The following is a 22,822-nucleotide window of genomic DNA, read 5'->3' as shown; positions in this document are numbered from 1 at the left end:
CATGACTGACAAGGCATTGCGCGACGAGATGGTGTCGATCTGCCGGCGCATGAATTCGAGCGGCATCAACCAGGGAACGGCTGGCAATCTGTCAGTGCGCTCAGGCAAAGGCTTCCTGATCACGCCGTCGGGCATGCCCTACGACATCATGGGCCCGGACGACATTGTCGAGATGGATTTCGACGGCACATATGTCGGTCGCCGCCCGTCTTCGGAGTGGCGATTCCACCGAGATATCCTGAAGGCACGCGAGGACATCAGCGTGGTGCTTCATTGCCACTCGCTCTATGCGACGACGCTCGCCTGCCATCACAAGGCCATTCCTTCCTTCCACTACATGACCGGCGTTGCCGGCGGCACAACCATCCGCTGCGCCACCTACGCGACGTTCGGCACCCAGGCATTGTCCGACAATGCGCTGGTCGCGCTCAAGGACCGGCTCGCCTGCCTTCTCGGCCAGCACGGCCAGATCTCGCTCGGCACCAATCTCGAACATGCGCTGTGGCTGGCGATCGAGGTGGAGACACTGTCGCGCATCTATGTCCAGGCGCTCACCCTCGGCGAGCCGCCGGTCCTGCCCGACGACGAGATGGCGCGCGTCATCGAACAGATGCGCCGCATGAGCTACGGCCTGGCACCGGACGCTGAGGGCACCAACGACGTCGCCCGTCCGCGCTAGCTAGCCGCCGCGGCCGGTGTTTGCCGGTACTTTCACCTCCGGCATCGCGCCGATCAGCATGCGGGCATAGTCGCTTTTTGGGGCGTCGAAAATGTCGGCGCAATCGCCTTGTTCGACGATTTCACCGCGATTGATCAGCGCCACGCGGTCGCAGAGGTAACGCACCACTGCCAGATCGTGGCTGATGAAGAAATAGGTCAGCCCGAGGCGATCCTGCAGGTCGCACAGCAGGTTGAGGACCTGCGCCTGTACCGACACGTCGAGCGCGGAAGTCGGCTCATCCAGGAGCAGGAGCTCCGGCCCGGAGGCAAGCGCACGCGCGATGCAGATGCGCTGGCGCTGGCCGCCGGAGAATTCATGCGGATAGCGGTGAAGATGCTGCGGGCCCATGCCGACGAGCGAGAGCAGCTCGGCGGCGCGGTCGCTGCGCTGCTTGCGGGTCAGGCCAAGCGTTTCGTGGTGGATCAGCAGCGGCTCGGTCACGATGTCGTGCACCGACATGCGCGGATTGAGCGAGGCATAGGGATCCTGGAATACGATCTGGACGCGCGCGCGCAGCCGCCGCAATTCGACATCGGAGAGCTTGCCCAAATCCTGGCCCTGCACACGGATGCTGCCCGAGGTCGGCGTTTCAAGATGCAGGATGGAGCGGGTGAGCGTCGTCTTTCCCGAACCGCTTTCACCGACGAGACCGAAGCTTTCACCCTTGCGCACGGTGAGCGAGACGTTCTTCAAAGCATGGACTTCTGGCGATGCACCAAAAATGCCGCGACGGCCGGGGTAGATCTTAGAGACGTTGTCGATTTCAAGCATGATCTCAGCCATGGACAAGCGTCTCCATCTCGGCCACGCGGATGCAGGCGGCGGCGTGGTCGTCGCCGACGGGAACTGCCGCCGGCATGGCCGCGCTGCAGGCGGGCAAGGCAAACTGGCAGCGCGGGGCAAAACGGCAGCCCGGCGGCGGCACGATGAGGTTCGGCACCGAACCCGCCAGCCCGCGCAGCATGCCGCGCTTGGTTTCCCGGGTCGGGATCGCCGACATCAGCGCGCGCGTATAGGGATGAACGGGACTGCCGATCACCGCCGCGACCGGGCCGCTTTCGACGATGTTTCCAGCATACATCACCGCGACATGGCTGCATGTCTGGGCGACGACGCCGAGATTGTGGGTGATCAGCACGACGCCCATGTCGAAGTCGTTGACGCTGTTCTTGATGAGTTCGAGGATCTGGGCCTGGACCGAGACATCGAGTGCCGTCGTCGGTTCGTCGGCGATGAGGAGGTCAGGCCGGCCGATCAGGGCCATGGCGATCAGCACGCGCTGGCGCATGCCGCCGGAGAACTGGTGCGGATAGCTGTCGAGCCTCGCCTGCGCATTGGGAATGCCGACACGTGCCAGCATGTCGCCGGCCAGCTTGCGCGCGGCGAGGCGGCGCGCCCGCCGGCCGGCATTGGGCGGGCAATCGAGTACGCCAGCATCATGCTCCGCCGCGGCCAGCGCCACGTCGACGAGTTGTTCGCCGATGCGGAAGGCCGGGTTCAGATTGGTCGTCGGGTCCTGGAAGATCATCCCGATGCGCTTGCCGCGCAGGCGCTGCATCTGGGCCTGGCTGAGCTTGAGAAGGTCCTGCCCCTCGAGCAGGATCTCACCTGCGACGTAGTGCGCCGGCGGCGTCGGCTGCAGGCGCGAAATCGACAGGCCGGTCAGCGATTTCCCGCAGCCGCTTTCCCCTACGAGACCCCAGATCTCGCCTCGGTTCACGGTCAGGTTGATGCCGTTCAGGACATGCGCCCGGCCGTCGAAACTCGACATCTTGAGGTGGAGGTTGCGGATCGAAAGCAGAGGTGCGGTCATCTTAGCGCCTCGCTTTCGGATCGAGCACGTCGCGCAGGCCGTCGCCGAGAAGATTGAAGCCGAATACCGCGAGGAACATCGCCATGCCCGGGGCCATGGCCGTCCACCAGTAGTCGGGCATGTAGGAGCGCGAGACCGAAAGCAGTGTGCCCCATTCGGGCGTGGGCGGGCGGACGCCGATGCCGATGAAGCCGAGGCCCGCCACGGTGAGGATGGCGAAGCCCATGTCGAGGGACATCTTGACGATGATCGGCGACACGACGTTGGGCAGGATATGACGGAACAGGATACGCTTCGGCGTGGCGCCGAGCGCGCGTGCCGCGGTGACATAGACTTCCTCGCGCGCAGCCAGCACCTCGCCGCGCACCAGCCGCGCATAGCCGGGCCACCACGACAGGGCGATGGCGATGACCATGTTGCCGAAGCCCGCCCCGAGGGCCGCGGCGATGGCCATGGCAAGGATCAGCCCGGGAATGGTCAGCGTGAGGTCGGTCAGCCGCATCAGCACTTCGTCGACCCAGCCGCGGGCGAAGCCGGCGATGGCGCCGACGAGCGTGCCGATGGCCGAGCCGATCAGCACAACGCCAAGGCCCGCCAGCACCGATACGCTCGTGCCGGCCATGACCAGCGACAGCACGTCCTGGCCTAGCTCGTTGGTGCCGAAAGGATGAGCCGCCGACGGCGCCAGGAAGCGCGAGGCGGTATCGACGCCGCCTGCGACATGGGCGGGATAGGGGGCGAGCACGGTGCCAAAAATGGTGAAGAAGATCACCGCCGCGACCATGGCCGCGCCGAGCATCGACAGCTTGCTCTGCGAAAAGCGGAAGAAGGCACGGCGCAGCCTGTCGCGGCGAGGCGTGCCAGGATCGTCCGCGGTGTTCTGCTCCATCGTGGTCATGAGTAGCGGACCTTGGGGTTGATGACGCCGTAGAGCACGTCGATGATGAGATTGGCGAAGACGAAGAGCAGGCCGATGACCAGTGCCACGCCGATCACCGGCATCATGTCCTGCGACACGATGGCCTTGGTGGCGTAGAGCCCGAGGCCGGGCCAGTCGAACACGGTCTCGACCAGCACCGTGCCGCCGAGCAGCCAGCCGAAATACAGTCCGATCACGGTCAGCGTCGCCGAGACCGCGTTGCGGGCGACGTATTTGGTGATGATTTTCCTGGATGGCAGGCCGAGCGCGCGTGCGGTCATCACATAGTCCTGCTGCATAACCTCGATCGTCGAGGAGCGCATCATGCGCATGATGGTGGCAAGCGGCGAGAGCGACATGGCGATGGCCGGAAGCGCGAGGTGGCGCAGCGACATGACGAAAGCCGTCCAGTTGCCCGCGATCAACGAGTCGATCGTCAGGAACCCGGTCACGCTGGGCGGAGGGATGACGACGATCGGCAGGCGGCCGCCGAGCGGCAGCCACATCAGCCACATGGCAAAGCAGAGCTGCAGGAGCAGCCCGAGAAAGAAGCGCGGCATGGAAATCGCGCCGATCGCGCCGACCTGGGCGAGATAGTCCGGCCAGCGGTTGCGCCACACGGCGGTGACGAGGCCGAGCGGAATGCCGACCGCGACGGCGATGATCATCGCGGCGAAAACGAGTTCGAGCGTGGCGGGAAGGTAGGCGGCAATGTCGGTCGCGACGGGACGTCGGGTGAGGAGCGACGTGCCGAAGTCGCCATGGGCGAGGCCCGACACATAGGTGGCATACTGCGTCCAGACCGGCTTATCGAGGCCGTATTCCACGGCCAGCGCCGCGATCTCGGCCTGGGTCGCGTTCGGACCCGCGGCGAGCGCCACCGGATCACCCGGGAGAAGCCGAGCGATGGCGAACATGATGATCGTCAGCCCGATGATGACCGGTATGAGCAGCAGGAGTCGCCGCAGGATGAAACGCAGCATTGCCGATGTCCTCTGTTTGGGGCTTTGGCGGGCCCGGAGGCCCGCCAAAGAGTCGACTTAGCCGAGCGACAGGCCCCACGCCTCGATCGCGTTGGAAGCGACCGGGGTGAAGCTGTAGCCCTTGACGGCGTCACGCATGGCAAGCTTGCGGCGTTCCACCACGCCGAAGACGTCGGGCGCGTCGTCGACAACCTTCTTCTGGAACTCGCCGTAGATCGCTACGCGCTTGGCCGGATCGATCTCCTTGCGCCCGGCTTCGATCAGGGCATCGACTTCCGGGTTGTTGTAGACGGCGTTTTGCCAGGCGCCGTTGCGCGACGAGTGGTAGGCTGCATAGGCGATGTTGTCCGGGTCGCCGTAGTTCGCCGTCTGGTAGACCGGGAACAGGTCCGGGAAGGTTTCGGGCGACTTGCAGGCGGTCACCATGTCGGGCCAGTTCATGGGCACGATCTCAAGGTCGATGTTCAGCTGCTTGAGGCTGTCGAGCATGATGAGCGCCCAGCGGCGCTGCTGCTCGAGGCCCGAGACGTGGTACATCTTGAGCTTGAAGCCGCCTTCCGGCTTTGCCGACTTCGCCATGTACTCCTTCGCCTTGGCGAGATCGGTACGATAGGCGACGAGATCAAGATTGAAGCCGAGGATGCCGTTCGGTAGCGGGCCGGTCATCAGGTCGGCATAACCCGCTGCATCGAGCACCGCCTGATAGTTCGTGGCATAGGAAATCGCCTTGCGCAGGTTGATGTCGGCACAGGGACCCTGCTGCGTGTTCATCTTGATCGAGAAGGTACGGTATTCCGGCTCGATGATGCTGACAACGCCGGGCGCATCCTTCAGGGCGTCCATGTCCTCGCTGGTAAGATCGGTCGCGAGATGGGCTTCGCCGCGCTGGATCAACAGCCGTTGCGTCGCGGTTTCACGCGCGATCTGCCAGATGACGCCTTCGAGATTGCCGCCGCCGGCCTGCCACGCCTCGGGTGCACGGGCCAGTTGGTAGAGCGTGCCGACCTCGAAGCGGGCGACTGCGAACGGACCCGAACCGGCAGTATTGGTCATCAGATAGGTTTCGCCGGAGTCGCTGCCGAGATTGGCTTCGACCACCGCCTTCTCGACGATGAAGATCCACGGCAGGACCTGCAGGAACGGTGCGAACGGCGTTGCGAGCTTGAACTTCACCGTGCCGGCGTCGGCCGCCGTCACGCCTTCGGCGGAGACGATATCGCGGATCATCCACGAATTGCCCTTGGCCAGCTTGAGCGCGCGGCCGAAGGAATAGACGACGTCGTCGGCCGTCACGGCATTGCCGGAATGGAACTTCGCGGCCTTGTTCAGGACGAAGGTGTATTCCGTTCCGTCGGGGCTGACCGTCCAGCTCTCCGCAATTCCCGGAGTGGGCACGGGCGGATTGCCCGAGATGCGCACCAGCGGGTCGTAAACGTTGCGCATGAAGAAGGACGCCGAATAGCCGGTCGCGGTGTGCGGATCGAAATTGGGGATGTCCTGGCCGGCGGCGATGATCAGGACGCCGCCCGACTGCGCGAAGAGTGCGCGGGGGAAAACGGTGGTGGCGAGGCCAACGCCGGCCAGGGCCAGCAGGCCGCGCCGCGAGATATTGAAATGGTCAGTCATTGCATTGCTCCATGTCGGATGTCTGGTCGTCATTGCAAAATGGGGCGGCGCCTGATCGGCCGGGCGCCGCCTTGTAGGGCTCGGACTTACGCCCAGGCCTTGTTGTCCTGAAGCGCGGCGGAACCGGGAGTTCCGGGCTCCTTGCGGTAGTTGAGCGCCACATGGTCCGGCGTCACGAAACCAAGTGCGAGATCACGGGTGATCGCCGCGGGATCGCGTTCCGCCGAATTGCCGTAACCGGAGCCCCCGGCAAGGACGAGTTCCACCACCTGGTCGGTGCGGTGCAGTGAAACCAGCTCGCCCGTGCCGCAATCGCGCAGCACGCGGCCATCCGTGGAGAGAACGCGTCCGCGCGCCCCGCCGCCGGCCTGTCCGCCGAACAGGCCATCGATCGGATTGTCGACGCCTTCTGGGTAGACGGATACGAGCATCTCCAGGCCGTCCTCGTCACGCTTGCGGAAGCGCAAGACCTGACCGAGTCCGCCTCGCATCTTGCCGGAGCCGCCGCTGTCGGGAAGGAATGCCTTCTCCATTACCAGAACCGGCACGCGGCTTTCCATCAGCTCGATGGAGGTGTTGGCCGCCGATGTCGGCCAGAGCAGAGAGGAATGGCCGTCGCCGCGCTCGGAGCCACCCTGACCGCCACCGCAGAAGAGCATGTCCGAGTAGAACTGCCCGTCCTTGGTCTGGCCGTAGACATTTGCGGCCACGGCAAGTCCGGTGAAGGACTGGACCATTTCCGGCGAGGCCGAGGCGAGTGCCGCGAAGATGTTCGGCGCGAGATACCAGCCGGTGCGCGTGCGCAGGTTCACCGCTGCCGGATAGGTCGGGTTGAGGATTGACCCTTCCGGCGCACTCACGGTGAACGGGCGATAGCACCCGGCATTGCCGCGCACCGTCGGCGTCAGCATGCACTTCAGCGGATAGGTCGCGTGGGCCGCCGTGTAGTTCAGCGTCGAGTTCAGGCCACCCTGCGGCAGCTGCGGCGGGGCACCGTCGAAATCGACGGTGATGCTGTCGCCTTCGACCTTCACCAGAACCGGGTAGGTGATCTTTTCGCCGAGCGGGTTGTTGGTGATGACCGAGCGGTAGTCGCCGTCGGGCAACGCCCGGATGGCGTCGCGCATGGCTTTTTCCGACAAGCCCTGCACGACCTCGGCCAACGCGCCCAGGTCATGCATGCCATAGTCGTGCATGAAGGCGTCGAGACGTTCCGCGCCGAGCTTGTTGGCTGCGACGAAGGAGAAGATGTCGCCCAGGACCTGGTCGCCGTTGCGGACGTTCTGGCGAATGAGCTGGATCAGCGTCTCGTTCGGCTTGCCTTCCTCGAAGATCTTCATCGGCGGGATCTGCAGGCCTTCCTCGTAGATCTCGCGGGCATGGAGCGAGTCCTTGGTGCCGCCGATATCCGAGACGTGGCCGACAGTGCCCATCAGGCCCACCAGCTTGCCATTGCGGAAGGCCGGTGTGACGATGGCGATGTCGAACAGATGACCGGCGCACAGCCACGGGTCGTTGGTGATCAGCACGTCGCCGGGCTTGAGCGTCTCGGCGGGGTAGCGTGCCAGCAGCGCCTTGACCGCGCGGGGAAGCGTCAGGTTGAAGACCGGCATCGCACGCGGGCTGTGGGCCAGTGTCTCTCCGTCCTTGTCGAGCAGTTCGCAGGCAAAGTCCTGCGCCTCGGCGATGACCAGCGAGAATGCGGTCCGGCACACGGTGAGCCACATTTCCTCGACGACGTTGACGAGGCGCGACCACATGATCTCGAGGCCGATAGGGTCCGCCTTGATGCGGGCCACCGCTTCTGCCCTCGTCATGTCAGCAGTGACGAACGCATCGGCGGCCTTGAGCGCGCCGACCTGCACGCAAAGATTCTGGCTGGCGTCGATCGTCACGCTATCCGACGGGCCGACGACGGTGGTGGATTCCCGCTCCTCGATGATTGCCGGGCCGGGGATCGTGTCGCCGGTTCGCAGCGCGTAGCGGTCGTAGACCGCAGTCTCGAACTCGCCTTCGTCGAACCAGCAGAGGCGATGGCCCTTGATAAGGGCAGCCGTGTCGCCGCCGCCCGTGGCGCCGGTGAGCGAAAGCTGCGGCGTGGGGCCGGCGACGCGAACGCGGAAGTTGACGGATTCGAAGCGCGCGCCCTCGAAAGGCTCGGCATAGCGGGCGGAATAGGCACGAACGAATGCTTCGCGAATGGAGGGCAGGTCGGCTTCGCCGAGCGTGGTGTTGGGGAGCGGCACGCTGATGTCGTGCATCTGCCCGACAAGGCGCATGTCGGCGCTGCGCTCGACCACGATATCGGCTGCCGCGATGCCCGAACGGGTAAGCTGGTGACGTCCCTCGTCTTCGAGGCCCGTCAGCACGCCATTGGCGGCTTCCGCATCAAAACCTGATTTCAGCTCGACGCGCAGCGACCGCACGCCTTCGAAGGACAAGGGCGCTGCAAGGAAACCGAGCGCCGATGCAGCACCCGATGCCGGCGGGATCAGGACGGAGCTGATGCCCATGGCGCGCGCCACGTCGACCGCATGGGCCGGACCGGCGCCGCCGAAACCGACCATGGAATATTCGCGCGGATCCTTGCCGCGCTCGACCAGGTGCACGCGCGCGGCCGAGGCCATGCTCTCGACGACCACCTTGTGGATGCCGAGGGCAGCTTCTTCGATGGTCAGGTTCAGGGGCTCTGCCACGCGCGCAATGGCTGCACGGGCGGCCTCGAGGTCAAGCTTCATGCGACCGCCGAGGAAGAAGTTGGGATCGTAGTAGCCAAGCGTGAGGTTGGCGTCGGTAACCGTCGGCTGCTTTCCGCCCATGCCGTAGCAGGCCGGGCCCGGGTCGGAGCTCGCGGAATGAGGGCCTACCTTCAAGAGGCCGACGTCGTCGATGGCGGCGATCGAGCCGCCGCCGGCGCCGATCTCGATCATTTCGATCACTGGCGCCTTGATCGGCAGCCCCGAGCCCTTGACGAAGCGGTGGACGCGCGCGGCTTCCATCATCGGCGAGATTTCGGCGCGGCCGTTCTCGATCATGCAGGCCTTGGCGGTCGTGCCGCCCATGTCGAAGGAAATCACGTCGGAAAGCCCGGCTGCCTGGCCGAACAGCGCGGTGGCGAGCCCGCCGCCCGCAGGGCCGCTTTCCAGCAGGCGGATCGGGAAGTCTCGTGCGGTTTCCAGGGACATGAGCCCGCCGGCGGAATGCATGAGCCGCAGCGAGCCCGTGAAGCCTGCGCTGCGCAGCGACTTCTCCAGCTTGGTGAGATAGCGGTGCATCAAAGGCTGCACGAAGGCATTGGCGCAGGTCGTGACCGTGCGCTGGTATTCGCCCATTTCCGCCACGACCTCGCTCGACATTGAGATCGAGAGATCAGGGAAGGCGGCGCGGATGATGTCGGCGGCGCGGCGTTCATGCGCGGTGTTTGCGTAGGAATGGATGAAGGCAATCGCGATGGCCTCGCAGCCCTGCGCGACCAGCGATTTCGCTGCCAGCAGAACCTGCGCTTCGTCGAGGGCTGTCTCCACGTCGCCGGCGGCCGTCATGCGCTCATCGACTTCGAGGCGCAGGTCGCGCCTGACCATGGGATCGGGGAAGGAAACGAAAAGGTCGTAGATGTCGTAGCGCTGCTCGGTGCCCATTTCGAGCAGGTCGCGGAAGCCGCGTGTCGTGATGAGGCCGACCGGCGCGCCCTTGCGCTCGATGACGGCGTTGGTGACCAGCGTGGTGCCGTGAACGATCTCACCGACATCCCGGTGCGTGATGTTCTGCAGGGCAAGCAGCTCTTGCAGGCCAAGAAGTGCGGCCTGGGAGGGGTCGTGAGGCGTGGTCAGGCGCTTGTGAAGCGTGACGGAGTGGTTCTGGCTGTCGTAAAGCACGAAGTCGGTGAAGGTCCCACCAATGTCGAACCCGACGCGCCAGCGGTTGGGCAGATCACTCATTACATGATGTCCTTTTCTTCAGATCCGGGGTGCGACGAAGGCGCTGTCGCCAAGGTCCTCGGCAATGCGGGCCGCACCTTTGGCGAGGGCAGCGATCATCTCGTCGCGGCCTTTGATGTCCACGAGTGCGTGGGGGTAAACGATGCAGAGGCTAACGGCTTCGTCGGTGCGGGGGTCGGCGACCGATATCGCGATGGCGTCCACCCCAGGTGTCGCCTCCTGGCTCGAATAGGCGAAGCCTTGGTGCCGTACCTTCGAGAGCTGTTCGGTGAGATCGGCCAGCACGCCATGTCCGGTGTAGAGTGCATGGACTGCCTCGTCGCCAAGTCGCGCCAGCAGCGAGCGGCCGGTAGCGCTGAGATGGGCAGGCAGGCGCCGGCCGATGTTGCTGACGACGCGCAGTGCGTTGGTGCCCTGGAAGTCGGCCACGGCAGTCACTTCCTTGCCGTCGCGCACGGAGATGTATCCGGTATGGCCAAAGGTGGTGCTGGCTTCGGCGACCACTTCGCTGGCGCGGCCGATCAGTAGCGAGGAACGACGGTAGGCCGCGGCAAGGTCGAGCATCAGGCGGCCAGGGCGATGCCGGTGGCTGTCGCCGATCGTCTCCAGCATGTTCGCTTCGCGCATCGCCTTCAACAGGCGCGACGCATTGGCCTTCGGCATGCCGAGCAGCTTCACGACGTCCGAGACCGTGAGGTCGGGACAGTCGTTGCCGAAGCACCTCAGCACATCCGCGGCGTTGTTCAGGACCGACATTGCTCCTCCGAGTCGTTCCATTAAATGGAACTCTGGTTCCACTTTATGCAACCAATGCTCTCGTCTGTTCATTCGGTCAAGTTAAAAAATGAGCCGACTTCCCGATGCCACCGGACAGGCGGCATCGCGAATCGCAAAGGCAATGCTCCGCCAATCCCGGCAGTGATGCCGGGATTGAGCGAAGTCCTCAGATCAAGAAATTGATTTTATTGGGCGCAGTCGCCTCAGGCGGCGCCGCGCACCTCGACGAGCCGGGCCAGAAGGCTGGCGCCGACGGGCAGGATCGTGTCGTCGAAAATGAATCCGGAATTGTGCAGCGGAACGGTTCCGCCATGCCCCAGATTGAAGAAAGCACCCGGAACCACGCGCAGGAGATCGGCCATGTCCTCCGATCCCATCGTCAGTTCGGCATTCGGTTGCGCCTTGTCGCCGACGATCTCCTGCGCCACCTCGATGAGGTTGCCCACCCGCTCCGGATCGTTCGAAAGGACATCGAAGATGTTGCGGATGTCGGCCACAATCTCGATTTCGTGGGCGAGCGCGAAGCCGGCGCAGAGCTTGCGGATGCGGTTTTCGATCATCACGCCGTCGGCGTCGTCGAAATAGCGGAAGGTGCCGCGCAGGATCGCCGTTTCCGGAATAACGTTGTAGGCTGAGCCGGCATGGAACTGCGTGACCGAAACGACGGCGGGATGTGTCGGATCGGTGTTGCGCGAGACGATCTCCTGCATCTCCTTCACCAGGCCTGAGCCGATGGTGATCGGATCGCGGCTTGCCTGGGGCATCGCTCCATGACTGCCACGGCCATGAAGGGTGATGTCGAAGAAGCTGGCGCCGGCCTGCGCCTTGCCCGGCCGGATCGTCAACTGGGAGTGCCCCTGGTAGGGCGAATTGTGCATTCCATAGAGCTCGTCGCAGGGGAAGCGGTCGAACAGGCCGTCGCGCAGCATCGCCCTCGCGCCGCCAAGGCCTTCCTCCGCCGGCTGGAAGATCAGCACGGCGCGACCCGAAAAATCGCGATTGCCGGCAAGATAGCGCGCGGCGCCGAGCAGCATGGTGGTGTGGCCATCGTGACCGCAGCCATGAAACACGCCGGGGTTCTTCGACGCATAGGGCAGGTTGGTCAGTTCATCCATCGGCAGGGCATCCATGTCGGCGCGCAAGCCAATGCTGCGCCCCGGCCTGATACCCTCGATGACGCCGACCAGGCCGGTTCCGCCGATGCCGCGCTCGACGGTGACGCCCCAGCTTTCAAGCAGTTCCGCCACCCGTTGGGAGGTGCGATGCTCCTCGAATCCGAGTTCAGGATGCTGGTGGAAATCCTGGCGTATCGCGGTGAGATCGTCGGCGAACTGGGCGATCTGTTCAATCACAGGCATGGCGGACCGTCATTCGTGGCTTTGCCCGTCTGTGGCACTGGCGTCTTGTGAAGGCAAGCGTTTCGTCCTAGGGCGTCGAAGACGTGAACGGAGGCACGGGTCGACTGACCGTCGCGCCGACACTTCCAGATCCAGCCGCCTGAAAGAGGAAGACATGCCAGCACAAGAGACAATCGAGACGATTGCGGAAGAAGCCGGGCAGTGGCGCCGCCACCTCCACCAGCATCCGGAGCTCTTGTTCGACCTGCCCGCGACATCGGCCTTCGTCGCCGACAAGCTGAGGTCGTTCGGCTGTGACGAGGTCGTCACCGGCATTGCCACGTCGGGTGTCGTCGCGGTGGTGAAGGGAAAGCTGGGTGCCGGTCGCACCATCGGCCTACGGGCCGACATGGACGCGCTGCCGATAGCCGAGCAGACCAACCTAGCCCATGCTTCCAAGACACCGGGCAAGATGCATGCGTGCGGCCATGACGGCCACACGGCGATGCTGCTCGGCGCTGCGCGTCACCTTACCTCGACGAGGGATTTCGCCGGCACGGCCGTGCTCATTTTCCAGCCGGCCGAGGAGGGCGGCGCCGGCGGGCGCGTGATGCTCGAAGAGGGGCTGCTCGAACGCTTTGGCATCGAGGAGGTGTTCGGCATGCACAACGAGCCGGGCCTGCCCGTCGGCTCCTTCGCCATTCGGCCGGGTCCGATGCTGGCGGCCGCCGACCGCTTCGTGGTCACGCTGAACGGCAAGGGCTCGCATGCCGCTTCGCCGCACGAATCGCGCGACCCTATCCTGATAAGCGCGCATCTGGTGACGGCGCTGCAGTCGATCGCCTCGCGCAACGTCGATCCCTTCGATCCGGTCGTGGTCTCGGTGACCTATCTCGCCGGCGGCAGTGCTGCGGCACTGAACGTCATCCCGGAGCAGGCCGTCGTCGGCGGCACGATCAGGACGATCGACGCCAGGACGCGCCAGGCCGTCGAGCAGCGTTTCAGGGATATCGTCGCCAACACCGCGCGCCTTTTCGAAGCTCAGGCGGAAATCGACTGGCGCCCCGGCTATCCGGTCACCGTCAACGATCCGGAGATGACGAAGGCCGCGATTTCGGTCGCTTCCGACGTTGCCGGCGCGGACAAGGTCAACGGCAACTGCCAGTGCACGATGGGCGCCGAGGACTTCTCCTACATGCTCGAGAAGCGACCTGGGGCGATCATCTGGCTGGGCAACGGCGATTCGGCCGGGCTTCACAATCCCGCCTACGACTTCAACGACGACGCGATCATCCATGGCGTTCGCTACTGGACAGCGCTCGTCAGTGGGAGAACTAGCGCAGCCAGCTGAATGATGACTGCTGGGCTTTGGGCCCGCTCACTTTCGGGCCGCGGCCTTTTGGCAGCAGCGATCGCGATCACGTTGGCAGCGATCCTGATCTGGACACCGCGCTTCCCAACGCTTGGTGTTCTGGTGCTGGGTGGGGCCGCGACATCGGCGCCTTACAGTCTGGGCGCCTGAACGCCCCAGCGGCGCCGATCCGACCGGATTTGGTTGGCGGGCCTGCGCCGCACGCGACATGCCAATAGGGCGGTCGCTTCAATCCCTGCCGGTGTGCGGCTGCCCAGCCGCACTGCCGGCTTTTGCTGCGAACCGCGGCGTGGCGCCCGCGGCTTCCTCGCAGAGTTCCAAATGCCTGGCCAGCGCCTGATTCGAAAGGACTGCGCTGATGGTGGTGATGTCGCGTCCCTGATGCTTGGGCATCTGCTGGACCTCCTTCAGCCTTTCCAGAAGTGCGAGTCGGGTCATGATTTCCCTCCTTTGCTGGCAGGGAGTGGTCGTTGAGAGCATCCCAAACGAACCCTGCGGGACGTACGGCGAGCTGGCGGGTGGCGGCCGTCAGGCCGCCTTCTTGCCTGCGTCGAACGGGATCTCGATGTCGACGGCGAGCGTCGAGACCTTGGCGCCGCGCTCCATCTTGACGCTGACTTTGTCGTCGTCGATCTGCATGTGCTTGGAGATGGCGCGCAGGATTTCGTCGCGCAATTTGGCAACGAGGTCCGAATCGCCTGCCGAAGCACGCTCGTGGGCCAACAGCACCTGCAGGCGCTCGCGCGCGGCGGGGGCCGACTGGGGGCGGGAAAAGAGCTGGAAGAATTTCATGCCGCTTTCCTTCCGAAGATCTTGCCGAAGAAACCCCGCTTTTCGCCCGGGATGGTGACTGGCAGGTCCTCGCCCTTGAGCCGGCGCGCGGCATTGAAATAGGCGACCGCCGGCGCGCTGCGGCCATCCGCCAGGGTGACCGGGGAGCCGACATTGGATGCGCGCAGCACGTCCATGCTTTCCGGTATGATGCCGAGCAGCGGGATCGACAGGATCTCGAGGACGTCGTCGACCTTCAGCATGTCGCCGCGCTCGGCGCGAGCCGGGTCGTAGCGGGTGAGAAGCAGGTGCTTTTCCATGCGCTCGCCATTCTCGGCCTTGAGCGTCTTGGAATCGAGCAGGCCGATGATGCGATCGGAATCGCGCACCGAAGAAACCTCCGGATTGGTCACGACGATGGCCACGTCCGCATGGCGCATGGCAAGCGTTGCTCCGCGCTCGATGCCAGCCGGGCTGTCGCAGATGACCCAGTCGAAAGTCTTCTTCAAAGCGGCAATGACCTTCTCGACACCTTCAGGCGTGAGGTTGTCCTTGTCGCGCGTCTGCGAGGCCGCCAGCAGGTAGAGGGTCTCCAGCCGTTTGTCGCGAATCAGCGCTTGCGCCAGCTTGGCTTCGCCCTGGATCACGTTGACGAGGTCGTAGACCACCCGTCTTTCGGCGCCCATGACGAGGTCGAGATTGCGAAGGCCGACGTCGAAGTCCACGACCACGACCTTGTCGCCGCTTTGCGCAAGGGCCGCGCCCAGTGCGGCGGACGACGTCGTCTTGCCGACGCCGCCTTTACCCGAAGTGACCACGACCACTTTGCCCATAGACCTCTCTCCTGTTTATTCGATTGGGCACGCCTTCGGCTCAGCCGAGGGTTGCCGCCTTGATTGCGTCGCCTTCGAGCCAGATCTGGACGGCCTTCCCGCGCAGATTGGGCTCCATGTCCTCGGCTGTCTTGTAGAAGCCGTCGATGGCGATGAGTTCGGCTTCGAGCTTGCGGCAAAAGATGCGCGCGGAGGCGTTGCCCGTCGTGCCGGCCATCGCACGACCCCGCAGCGTGCCGTAGATGTGGATCGATCCGCCGGCAACGACCTCGGCGCCGGATGCAACCGATCCGACAATGGTCACATCGCCTTCGGGGAAGAACAGCGACTGCCCCGAGCGCACCGGCTGGGTAACGACGATCGAAGGCGTGGCCTTGGCCGGCTGCGGGTCGGAAGGCACGACGTGTTGGGTGGGGCCGGCTTCGTCGTCCTCATGCGCGACCGGCGCTTCGAAGTCCGAGGCCGGGCGTCCGTCGCTCATCGCCGGTGGCATGTCCGAGCCGAGCAATGAGGGCATCGCGCCTTCAATGCCCATGATCCGCACATTGCGTCTGCCGAGTTGGTCGACGAGTTCGCGAATCTGCAAGCGATCGATGGGTAACCCGCCCACGTCGAGGACGATCGGGCGTCGCAGGAAAAATCCGGCCGAGCGGGCGGCCAAATCGTCGAGGCGCGCCAGCCAGTCCTCGAAAGGGAGTTCCGGGGTAAGCGCGAGCGCAAGGAAGGATCGCCCCTTGAGGCGGATCGGCCGGGGTTGAGTTAACACTTCGGTCATCTTGGTTAATTTTCGGTTGCTCCGGTGTACCGAGGAAATGGTTAACGAATGGTTAATATCTGAGGCGGGCTTGACCGGAGTTCGCCCTTTTGAAATTTGATGATGTAGATAAAAACTATTGTTAATCAGACGCTTAATCGAAATATCGGCTGAAACTAAAATTGATACGAGCCCAGCATGCTGATCTCGATGTCAAAACTCGAATGCGGGCAATTGAGCGGCCGACAAGATGGATTTCGGCAAGAATCGAGCCCACAAGAGAACAGCTCGAGATTTGTTCCATAAGATATCTTATGCGACTATCGTGCGGCTTTCGCGTTGGCCGCGCGCAGATTTTCAAATGCAACAGAGACAGTTTGCCCCGCAGTCTATGCGCGCTACGAGCATCACCGGCATCGGGAAGCTCACCCGGTGAAAGCGGAATGGAACCTCGGCGAACGATACGCCACGGGTGGGAGTCCCGTGGCGCTTGTCGTCGTGGACGTGCGAGTCGACTACTTCAGCACGGCAGTCACGCGGTCTCCTTCGTCGTTCAGTTGAATCGACACGTTGTCGCCGGCCTGGAGCGGGGGCAAGGCGACGTCGCGCGGCACCGTGTAGCTTCTGCCGTTCTCGAGCGTGATGACACGCACGTCGTGATTGTATTTGGCTACGACGCCGCCACTGGACGATGCGAGTGCTGCGCCCGCAAGGAAAATGAGAGGCGAAGCGATGAGGAGGATGGTCTTCATTTTAGGTGTGCCTTCTATTTTGGACAATGGAGGGGCGCTCCTGGCATCGCTGATGCCTGGATCGTCCACGCCAGTGTTTTTCGTAAAGATCTGACTTCGGTCCGATGACCGGCGATGCGGGCCTGCGGACTGGCCGCTAGCCATGTTCGAGTATCAGCAGGGCATTTCCGTCTCCTTCCTGGTGGCGGCTTTTCGAGCCGTTGTTGAAGGCTGCGCTTTCCAGTTACTGGAAAGTCAAGCGGGTCGATGGACAGCTGTGTCTGATGGCTTTGCCGGGTAGAAACCTCTTTGCAAATCGGCGGTTAGCACCCTCGTGCATGGGCATCTGGCCATCTCTCATGAGGATGTGAGCGCGGTTGATTCGCTGCCGATCGGAGGTTTTCTGCGGCGATGCATGCAAATTGGCTGCAGCAACAGAAGACGGTTGACCTTCCTGTAACTGGAAACTCTAGCTTCGCCGAAAATCATCAAGCGGCGTCGTCACAGACGTCGCATTTTTGTCGACGGGATCGTTTCAAATGACTGGGAAGACTAGAATAATACTGGTGGCCGCAGCCGCGTTGAGTGGCGCTGCATGGTTCTCCTATACCGATGGCGTGCCAGCCTATGTCAGGCAGGCTATGGCCTCCGGCGAGACGAGCCAGACCGCGCCAACACCCCCGCCTCCACAGGTGCCGGTGGCGGAAGTCATCACCCGCGTGCTTGCGCCGTCGTCCGAGTTTACCGGCGTCGTCGCAGCCGCCAAGACCGTCGAACTCCGCTCCAGTGTCGGCGGCACCATCGAATCGGTCAGCGTTCCCGAGGGTGGGCTCGTCGAGCGCGGCCAGTTGCTCTTCCAGATCGACCCTCGCCCGTTTGAGGTTGCACTCCAGAATGCGGAAGCGCAATTGCAACGGGCCGAGGTTCTGCTCTCCCAGGCCGAGACCGACCTCGATCGATCGCAGCGGCTGCTCCCGAGTGGAGCCATCGCCAGCAAGACCTATGATGACGACGTGTCCGGGAGGCAGGAGCGGCAAGCGCAGGTGCTTGAGGCAAAGGCCGCAAATGCAGCAGCCAGCCTCGACCTTTCCTATTCCCGCGTGACCGCCCCGATCGCCGGACGCGTCGACAGGGTACTTGTGACAGAAGGAAACCTCGTCACCGGCGCATCCGGAGGCGCCGCGACATTGCTCACCACGATCGTGTCGGTCGACCCTGCCCATGTCTATTTCGATATCGATGAAGCGACTTATCTGAACTTTCTGGGCCAAGCCCGCCCCGCCGCCGCCGGGCGCAAGGGCGCCTCGTTCCCGGTGGAAGTCGGGCTCGCCACCGAGAACGGCTACCCGCATTCGGGTACCTTGGACTTCGTCGGAAATCGTCTCGATCGTGGCACCGGTACGATCCGCGCCCGAGCGGTGCTGGCCAATCCCGACGGCCGGCTGACACCTGGCCTGTTCGCGCGGGTGAAACTTGCGACCAGCGCGCCCCAAGAAACCGTTCTCATCGACGATCAGGCAGTCGGGACCGATCAGGGACGCCGCTACGTCCTGGTGCTGGGCGCTGGCGATATGGTCGAATACCGGCCGGTCGAACTGGGCGCGATGAACGAGGGACTGCGCGTTGTTGCAAGCGGCCTCAACCCCGGCGACACGGTCATCATCAAGGGGCTTGTCCGGCCCGGCATGCAGGTTACCCCGAATCGGATCGCGATGGCGCCCGATCAGCGTTCGGTCGACGGCGCTGCCGACGGCGACACGCAGGAGGCACGTCGATGAGCCTGCCGCACTTTTTCATCAATCGCCCGATCTTTGCGATCGTGCTGTCGGCTCTCATGCTGATTGCCGGCGCGATGGCACTGTTCCGTCTCTCCCTGAGTGAATATCCGTCCGTCACCCCGCCGACCGTGCAGGTGACGGCAAGCTATCCCGGCGCCAATCCCGAGGTGATCGCCGAAACGGTCGCATCGCCACTCGAGCAGTCGATCAATGGCGTCGAAGGCATGCTCTATATGAGCTCGCAGGCCGCGACCGACGGTCGGATGACGCTCACGGTCACCTTCGCGCAGGGCACGGATCCTGATATGGCCCAGATCCAGGTGCAGAACCGCGTGTCGCGGGCGCTGCCACGCCTGCCGGAAGAAGTTCAGCGCATCGGCGTTGTTACCCAGAAGACGTCGCCCGACATCCTGATGGTGGTACATCTTGTATCGCCCGACAAACGCTACGATCCGCTCTACATCTCCAACTTTGCTACCCTCCAGATTCGCGACACGCTCGCCCGCCTGCCAGGGGTTGGCGACGTCATCATTTGGGGCGCCGGCGAGTACGCCATGCGCGTCTGGCTGGACCCCGCCAAGGTTGCCGCGCGCGGCATGACCGCGAGCGATGTCGTCGCTGCCATTCGCGAACAAAACGTCCAGGTCGCAGCCGGCTCGGTAGGCCAGCAGCCGTCGGCGGCAGCCAGCTACGAGGTCACGGTCAGTACGTTGGGGCGGCTGTCCAGCGAGGAACAGTTCGGCGAGATCGTGATCAAGACAGGCGATGACGGGCAGATCGTGCGCCTGCGCGATGTTGCCCGGATTGGTCTCGGCGCCGATGGCTACGCGTTGCGCAGCCTGCTCGACGGCGAGCCGGCCGTCGCGATACAGATCATCCAGCGGCCCGGCGCAAATGCACTGGACGTCTCCAACGCCGTGCACGCCGAGATGGAGCAGTTGCAGCAAGGTTTTCCGGAGGGCCTGGAATACCGTATTGCCTACGATCCGACCGTCTTCGTGCGTGCGTCGCTTGCCGCCGTCATGACGACGCTGCTCGAAGCGATCGTCCTGGTCGTCATCGTCGTCGTCCTGTTCCTGCAGACATGGCGTGCGTCCATCATTCCGCTGGTGGCCGTGCCCATATCGCTCGTCGGCACGCTCGCGGTGATGTATCTCATGGGTTTCTCGCTCAACACCTTGTCGCTGTTCGGCCTGGTCCTGTCGATCGGCATCGTGGTCGACGACGCCATCGTTGTGGTCGAGAATGTCGAACGGCACATCGGCCTTGGCGAAACGCCGAAGGAAGCGGCGCGCAAGGCGATGGACGAGGTGACCGCACCGATCATTGCGATCACGTCCGTCCTGGCTGCCGTGTTCATCCCGTCCGCATTTCTGTCGGGTCTTCAGGGCGAGTTCTACCGTCAGTTCGCGGTGACGATCGCCATCTCGACGGTGCTTTCGGCGATCAACTCGCTGACGCTTTCGCCGGCATTGGCTGCGATGCTGCTGAAACCGCACCATGGCGGTGCCCGCCGCGATTGGCTGACCCGCGGCATCGACTTCCTGTTCGGCAGGTTCTTCCGGCTGTTCAACCGCTTCTTCGACAGGGCGTCGAACGCCTATGTCGGAACCGCGCGCCGCGCAATCCGCATCAGCGGCGTGGTGTTCGTCATCTATGCGGGGCTGCTGGGCGCGACGTATCTCGGGTTCCAAAGTATCCCGAGCGGCTTCGTGCCCGCGCAGGACAAGTACTACCTCGTCGGCATCGCGCAGTTGCCCTCTGGCGCCTCGCTCGATCGTACCGAAGCAGTCGTCAAGGAGATGTCCAGGATTGCGCTGGCCGAGCCCGGTGTCGAAAGCATCGTCGCCTTTCCCGGCCTCTCGGTGAACGGCTTCGTCAACCTGCCCAACGCCGCCGTGGTCTTCGCCATGCTCGACCCCTTCGATCAGCGCAAGGATCCGTCGCTGTCGGCCAACGCCATCGCAGGTCGCCTGATGGGCAAATACAGCCAGATCCCCGACGGCTTCGTCGGCATCTTCCCGCCGCCTCCGGTCCCCGGGCTCGGCACGACAGGTGGCTTCAAGCTTCAGGTCGAGGATCGCGCCGGCATGGGCCTCGAGGCCCTGGCCAAGGTGCAGGGCGAGATCATGGCCAAGGCGGCCGCGGCACCTGAACTCGCCGGCATGATGGCGAGCTTTCAGGTCAATGCCCCGCAGGTCCATGTCGATCTCGATCGAGTCAAGGCCAAGGCACAAGGTGTTCCGCTGACAGGGATCTTCGAGACCCTGCAGGTCAATCTCGGCTCGCTCTACGCCAACGACTTCAACCGCTTCGGCCGCACCTATCGCGTCATCGTCCAGGCCGATGCGCCCTTCCGCGCCGAGGTGGACGACATCGCGCGCCTGAAGGTTCGCAACGCCGCTGGCGAAATGGTTCCGCTTGCGGCACTTGCCACCATCGCAACCAGCTCCGGCCCCGACCGTGTGATGCACTACAACGGCTATCCGTCAGTGGACATTACGGGAGGGCCAGCTTCCGGCTATTCGTCCGGTCAGGCGACGGCGGCAATCGAGCGGATCATGCGCGAGACGCTGCCGGCCGGCATGGCGTACGAATGGACCGACCTGGTCTTCCAGGAGAAACAGGCAGGCAACACGGCCATGATCGTGTTCCCGCTCGCGGTCCTGTTGGCGTTCCTGATCCTGGCGGCACAGTACAACAGCTGGTCCCTGCCGTTTGCTGTCCTGCTCATCGCGCCGCTGGCAGTGCTCTCGGCAATCGGAGGGGTTTGGCTCTCGAACGGCGACAACAACATCTTCACGCAGATCGCGTTTGTCGTCCTTGTCGGGCTTGCGGCCAAGAACGCGATCCTTATCGTCGAGTTCGCCCATGAGGAGGAAAAGAAAGGCAGCGATCCTCTGGCGGCGGTGCTCGAAGCCGCGCGCCTGCGCCTGAGGCCGATCCTGATGACGTCGCTCGCCTTCATTGCCGGCGTCGTGCCTCTGGTCATCGCAACCGGCGCTGGCGCCGAGATGCGCCATGCCATGGGCATCGCCGTGTTCGCCGGCATGCTTGGCGTTACGGTGTTCGGATTGATCCTGACGCCCGTCTTCTACGTGGTCATCAGACGGTTTGTGCTGCGGCGTGAACGCAACATCGGGGCGACGATGGCCGCCTCCGAAAGCGAGGTCGTTCACTAGATCCAGGCATTGACGTAGCACCGGCTGGGGTTGCCCTCGACGGCTGACACGGGGGCTTCCCGGCCGGCGGCTTGGAGCCGCTCCTTGCGTGACTGAATCGTTGGCGCGGCTTTTTTATTGGAAAGCGCCGAGCGATGGTGGTGCGGTTCTGTGTGGCGTTGTCGTCGGTACCGCAGCGATGATCGCCATGATGCCGAGCCGGAGCCGATTGCTCAGCCTCTTCGACACCCGTGGGTCACTTTGCGCGTCAACCCGCCGACCTTGCCGTCGCCACCGTCAATGCGGGTTTCGATACCTTCGGATATTGCTTCGCCGCGCTTGCAATCAGCATGTCGAGGAAGCTGCGCACCGGCGTGCTCGGGGTCCGCTCGCGCAAGGTCAGGGTGACCACCTCCCGATCTAGTTGCGGCTCTACCAAGGGGCGCACCTCGGTCAGTGTCGAGGCCGACAGCGAGTGAGAGTTCTCTGGAGCAATGCACACCCCGAGACCCCGATCGACCAGGGACAGCATCGTCGATGAGAAATTGACGGCAAAGAGCCGGTTTACGGAAATCTCGTTCTCACCCAGCACGCGATCAACCATCTTCTGGATCGGACTGTCGGGGGGAAAGCCAACAAGATCTTGCCCCTCCATGTCGATCCAGCGAACCTGCGTGCCGGATTCGAATGGATGGCCCTTTGCAAAGAACACCGCAAAACGGTCGTAGAAGAGATGGTGCTCGCGCACCTTTTCTTCGATCGGACGGCTGGTGGCGACACCGATGTCGACGGAACCGTCCGCAACGAGATCGCGAATACGGTTCTCCGGCAAGTCCAGCAGCGACACCTTGACCAGCGGATGCTCTTTCTTGAAGCGTGCAATCACGTCGGGCAGAAGCGACGAAGCAAGTACGATGGCCGCAGCGATCGTAACCTTGCCGGTTCGAAGCGACGCAATGTCATCCATCGTGTTGATGGCATTGTCGACCTGTTCGATGGCCCGGCGAGCCAGCGGCAGGAATATCTCTCCCGCATAGGTCAACCCGACCATGCGCGTATGCCGATCAAACAGCATCACGCCCAATTGCGACTCGAGTTCCTTGATCAAGACGCTGATGGCGGACTGCGTCACGCCGATATGCTCGGTTGCGAGCCGAAAGCGTCCCAATTCCGCGACCGCAACGAATGCGCGCAACTGCTTGATGGTGACATTTTTCATTGAAATGCGTGTCGTCTCCCCCAAGCAATACCATTGCAGAAAGCCGCTCGAAGGTCCATCGCGCGGCCGAACTCCAGGCAGCGCATGAA

Annotated in this window: 18 protein-coding genes; 4 read left to right on the top strand and 14 right to left on the bottom strand. The window is 63.7% G+C overall.

Annotation, left to right across the window (positions count from 1 at the left end; all coding sequences use genetic code 11):
- Nucleotide 1: 1 nt before the first annotated feature.
- Nucleotides 2-679: a class II aldolase/adducin family protein gene (locus tag O1Y97_RS25505; RefSeq protein WP_268738117.1), complete on the top strand. Its 678-nt coding sequence runs from the start codon at nt 2-4 to the stop codon at nt 677-679.
- Here the strand turns inward: O1Y97_RS25505 and O1Y97_RS25500 are convergent, their stop codons facing one another.
- The 8 genes from O1Y97_RS25500 to O1Y97_RS25465 form a co-directional block, all read right to left on the bottom strand.
- Nucleotides 680-1,504 carry an ATP-binding cassette domain-containing protein gene (locus tag O1Y97_RS25500; protein WP_108610278.1) on the bottom strand — a complete coding sequence of 275 codons (825 nt, stop codon included), beginning with the start codon at nt 1,502-1,504 and terminating at the stop codon, nt 680-682. It abuts the gene before it with no gap.
- Nucleotides 1,497-2,534, bottom strand: a complete 1,038-nt coding sequence (locus tag O1Y97_RS25495; protein WP_268738116.1) for an ABC transporter ATP-binding protein — start codon at nt 2,532-2,534, stop codon at nt 1,497-1,499. The genes O1Y97_RS25500 and O1Y97_RS25495 overlap by 8 nt, the downstream gene beginning before the upstream one ends.
- A gap of 1 nt (nt 2,535) precedes the next feature.
- On the bottom strand, nt 2,536-3,432 hold the full coding sequence (locus O1Y97_RS25490; RefSeq protein WP_108610280.1) for an ABC transporter permease: 897 nt from the start codon (nt 3,430-3,432) through the stop codon (nt 2,536-2,538).
- A complete protein-coding gene (locus tag O1Y97_RS25485) occupies nt 3,429-4,436 on the bottom strand; it encodes an ABC transporter permease (protein ID WP_108610281.1) in 1,008 nt (335 codons plus the stop codon). Before O1Y97_RS25485 ends, O1Y97_RS25490 begins: the two co-directional genes overlap by 4 nt.
- Before the next feature lie 57 nt (nt 4,437-4,493).
- Nucleotides 4,494-6,062, bottom strand: coding sequence for an ABC transporter substrate-binding protein (locus O1Y97_RS25480; RefSeq protein ID WP_268738115.1), 1,569 nt, complete (start codon nt 6,060-6,062; stop codon nt 4,494-4,496).
- Between the two features lie 86 nt (nt 6,063-6,148).
- Nucleotides 6,149-10,000: a hydantoinase B/oxoprolinase family protein gene (locus tag O1Y97_RS25475; protein ID WP_268738114.1), complete on the bottom strand. Its 3,852-nt coding sequence runs from the start codon at nt 9,998-10,000 to the stop codon at nt 6,149-6,151.
- Nucleotides 10,001-10,018: 18 nt separating this feature from the next.
- On the bottom strand, nt 10,019-10,756 hold the full coding sequence (locus O1Y97_RS25470; RefSeq protein ID WP_268738113.1) for an IclR family transcriptional regulator: 738 nt from the start codon (nt 10,754-10,756) through the stop codon (nt 10,019-10,021).
- A 224-nt stretch (nt 10,757-10,980) separates the two neighbouring features.
- The gene (locus O1Y97_RS25465; RefSeq protein ID WP_268738112.1) at nt 10,981-12,135 is read right to left on the bottom strand and encodes a M20 aminoacylase family protein; all 1,155 of its coding nucleotides are present in this window, start codon (nt 12,133-12,135) and stop codon (nt 10,981-10,983) included.
- Nucleotides 12,136-12,289: 154 nt separating this feature from the next.
- Here O1Y97_RS25465 and O1Y97_RS25460 point away from each other — a divergent pair, with 154 nt between their 5' ends.
- Entirely contained in the window at nt 12,290-13,465 is a 1,176-nt protein-coding gene (locus O1Y97_RS25460) for a M20 aminoacylase family protein (RefSeq protein ID WP_268738111.1), read from the top strand.
- Between the two features lie 249 nt (nt 13,466-13,714).
- Here the strand turns inward: O1Y97_RS25460 and O1Y97_RS25455 are convergent, their stop codons facing one another.
- The 5 genes from O1Y97_RS25455 to O1Y97_RS25435 all read right to left on the bottom strand — a co-directional run bounded on the left by O1Y97_RS25455 (nt 13,715) and on the right by O1Y97_RS25435 (nt 16,596).
- Nucleotides 13,715-13,924, bottom strand: coding sequence for a hypothetical protein (locus O1Y97_RS25455; protein WP_108610287.1), 210 nt, complete (start codon nt 13,922-13,924; stop codon nt 13,715-13,717).
- 90 nt (nt 13,925-14,014) lie between these two features.
- Nucleotides 14,015-14,278 (bottom strand): cell division topological specificity factor MinE, encoded by a 264-nt coding sequence (gene minE / locus O1Y97_RS25450; protein WP_108610288.1) that lies wholly within the window; start codon nt 14,276-14,278, stop codon nt 14,015-14,017.
- On the bottom strand, nt 14,275-15,090 hold the full coding sequence (gene minD, locus O1Y97_RS25445) for a septum site-determining protein MinD (protein ID WP_108610289.1): 816 nt from the start codon (nt 15,088-15,090) through the stop codon (nt 14,275-14,277). Before minD ends, minE begins: the two co-directional genes overlap by 4 nt.
- Nucleotides 15,091-15,130: 40 nt before the next feature.
- A complete protein-coding gene (gene minC, locus O1Y97_RS25440; RefSeq protein ID WP_268738110.1) occupies nt 15,131-15,865 on the bottom strand; it encodes a septum site-determining protein MinC in 735 nt (244 codons plus the stop codon).
- A 494-nt stretch (nt 15,866-16,359) separates the two neighbouring features.
- Nucleotides 16,360-16,596 carry a DUF1344 domain-containing protein gene (locus tag O1Y97_RS25435; protein ID WP_183263929.1) on the bottom strand — a complete coding sequence of 79 codons (237 nt, stop codon included), beginning with the start codon at nt 16,594-16,596 and terminating at the stop codon, nt 16,360-16,362.
- A 518-nt stretch (nt 16,597-17,114) separates the two neighbouring features.
- Here O1Y97_RS25435 and O1Y97_RS25430 point away from each other — a divergent pair.
- On the top strand, nt 17,115-18,353 hold the full coding sequence (locus O1Y97_RS25430; protein WP_268738109.1) for an efflux RND transporter periplasmic adaptor subunit: 1,239 nt from the start codon (nt 17,115-17,117) through the stop codon (nt 18,351-18,353).
- The gene (locus O1Y97_RS25425) at nt 18,350-21,535 is read left to right on the top strand and encodes an efflux RND transporter permease subunit (RefSeq protein WP_268738108.1); all 3,186 of its coding nucleotides are present in this window, start codon (nt 18,350-18,352) and stop codon (nt 21,533-21,535) included. The genes O1Y97_RS25430 and O1Y97_RS25425 overlap by 4 nt, the downstream gene beginning before the upstream one ends.
- Before the next feature lie 247 nt (nt 21,536-21,782).
- On the opposite strand, the gene O1Y97_RS25420 is transcribed toward O1Y97_RS25425, so the two are convergent.
- Nucleotides 21,783-22,733, bottom strand: coding sequence for a LysR family transcriptional regulator (locus O1Y97_RS25420; RefSeq protein ID WP_183263927.1), 951 nt, complete (start codon nt 22,731-22,733; stop codon nt 21,783-21,785).
- Nucleotides 22,734-22,822: the final 89 nt, after the last annotated feature.

This window comes from Aminobacter niigataensis (assembly GCF_946995915.1).
Classification (GTDB): Bacteria; Pseudomonadota; Alphaproteobacteria; order Rhizobiales; family Rhizobiaceae; genus Aminobacter; species Aminobacter niigataensis.
Note: the sequence above shows the minus strand (reverse complement) of the source record. Positions and strands in the feature narration are given on the sequence as shown.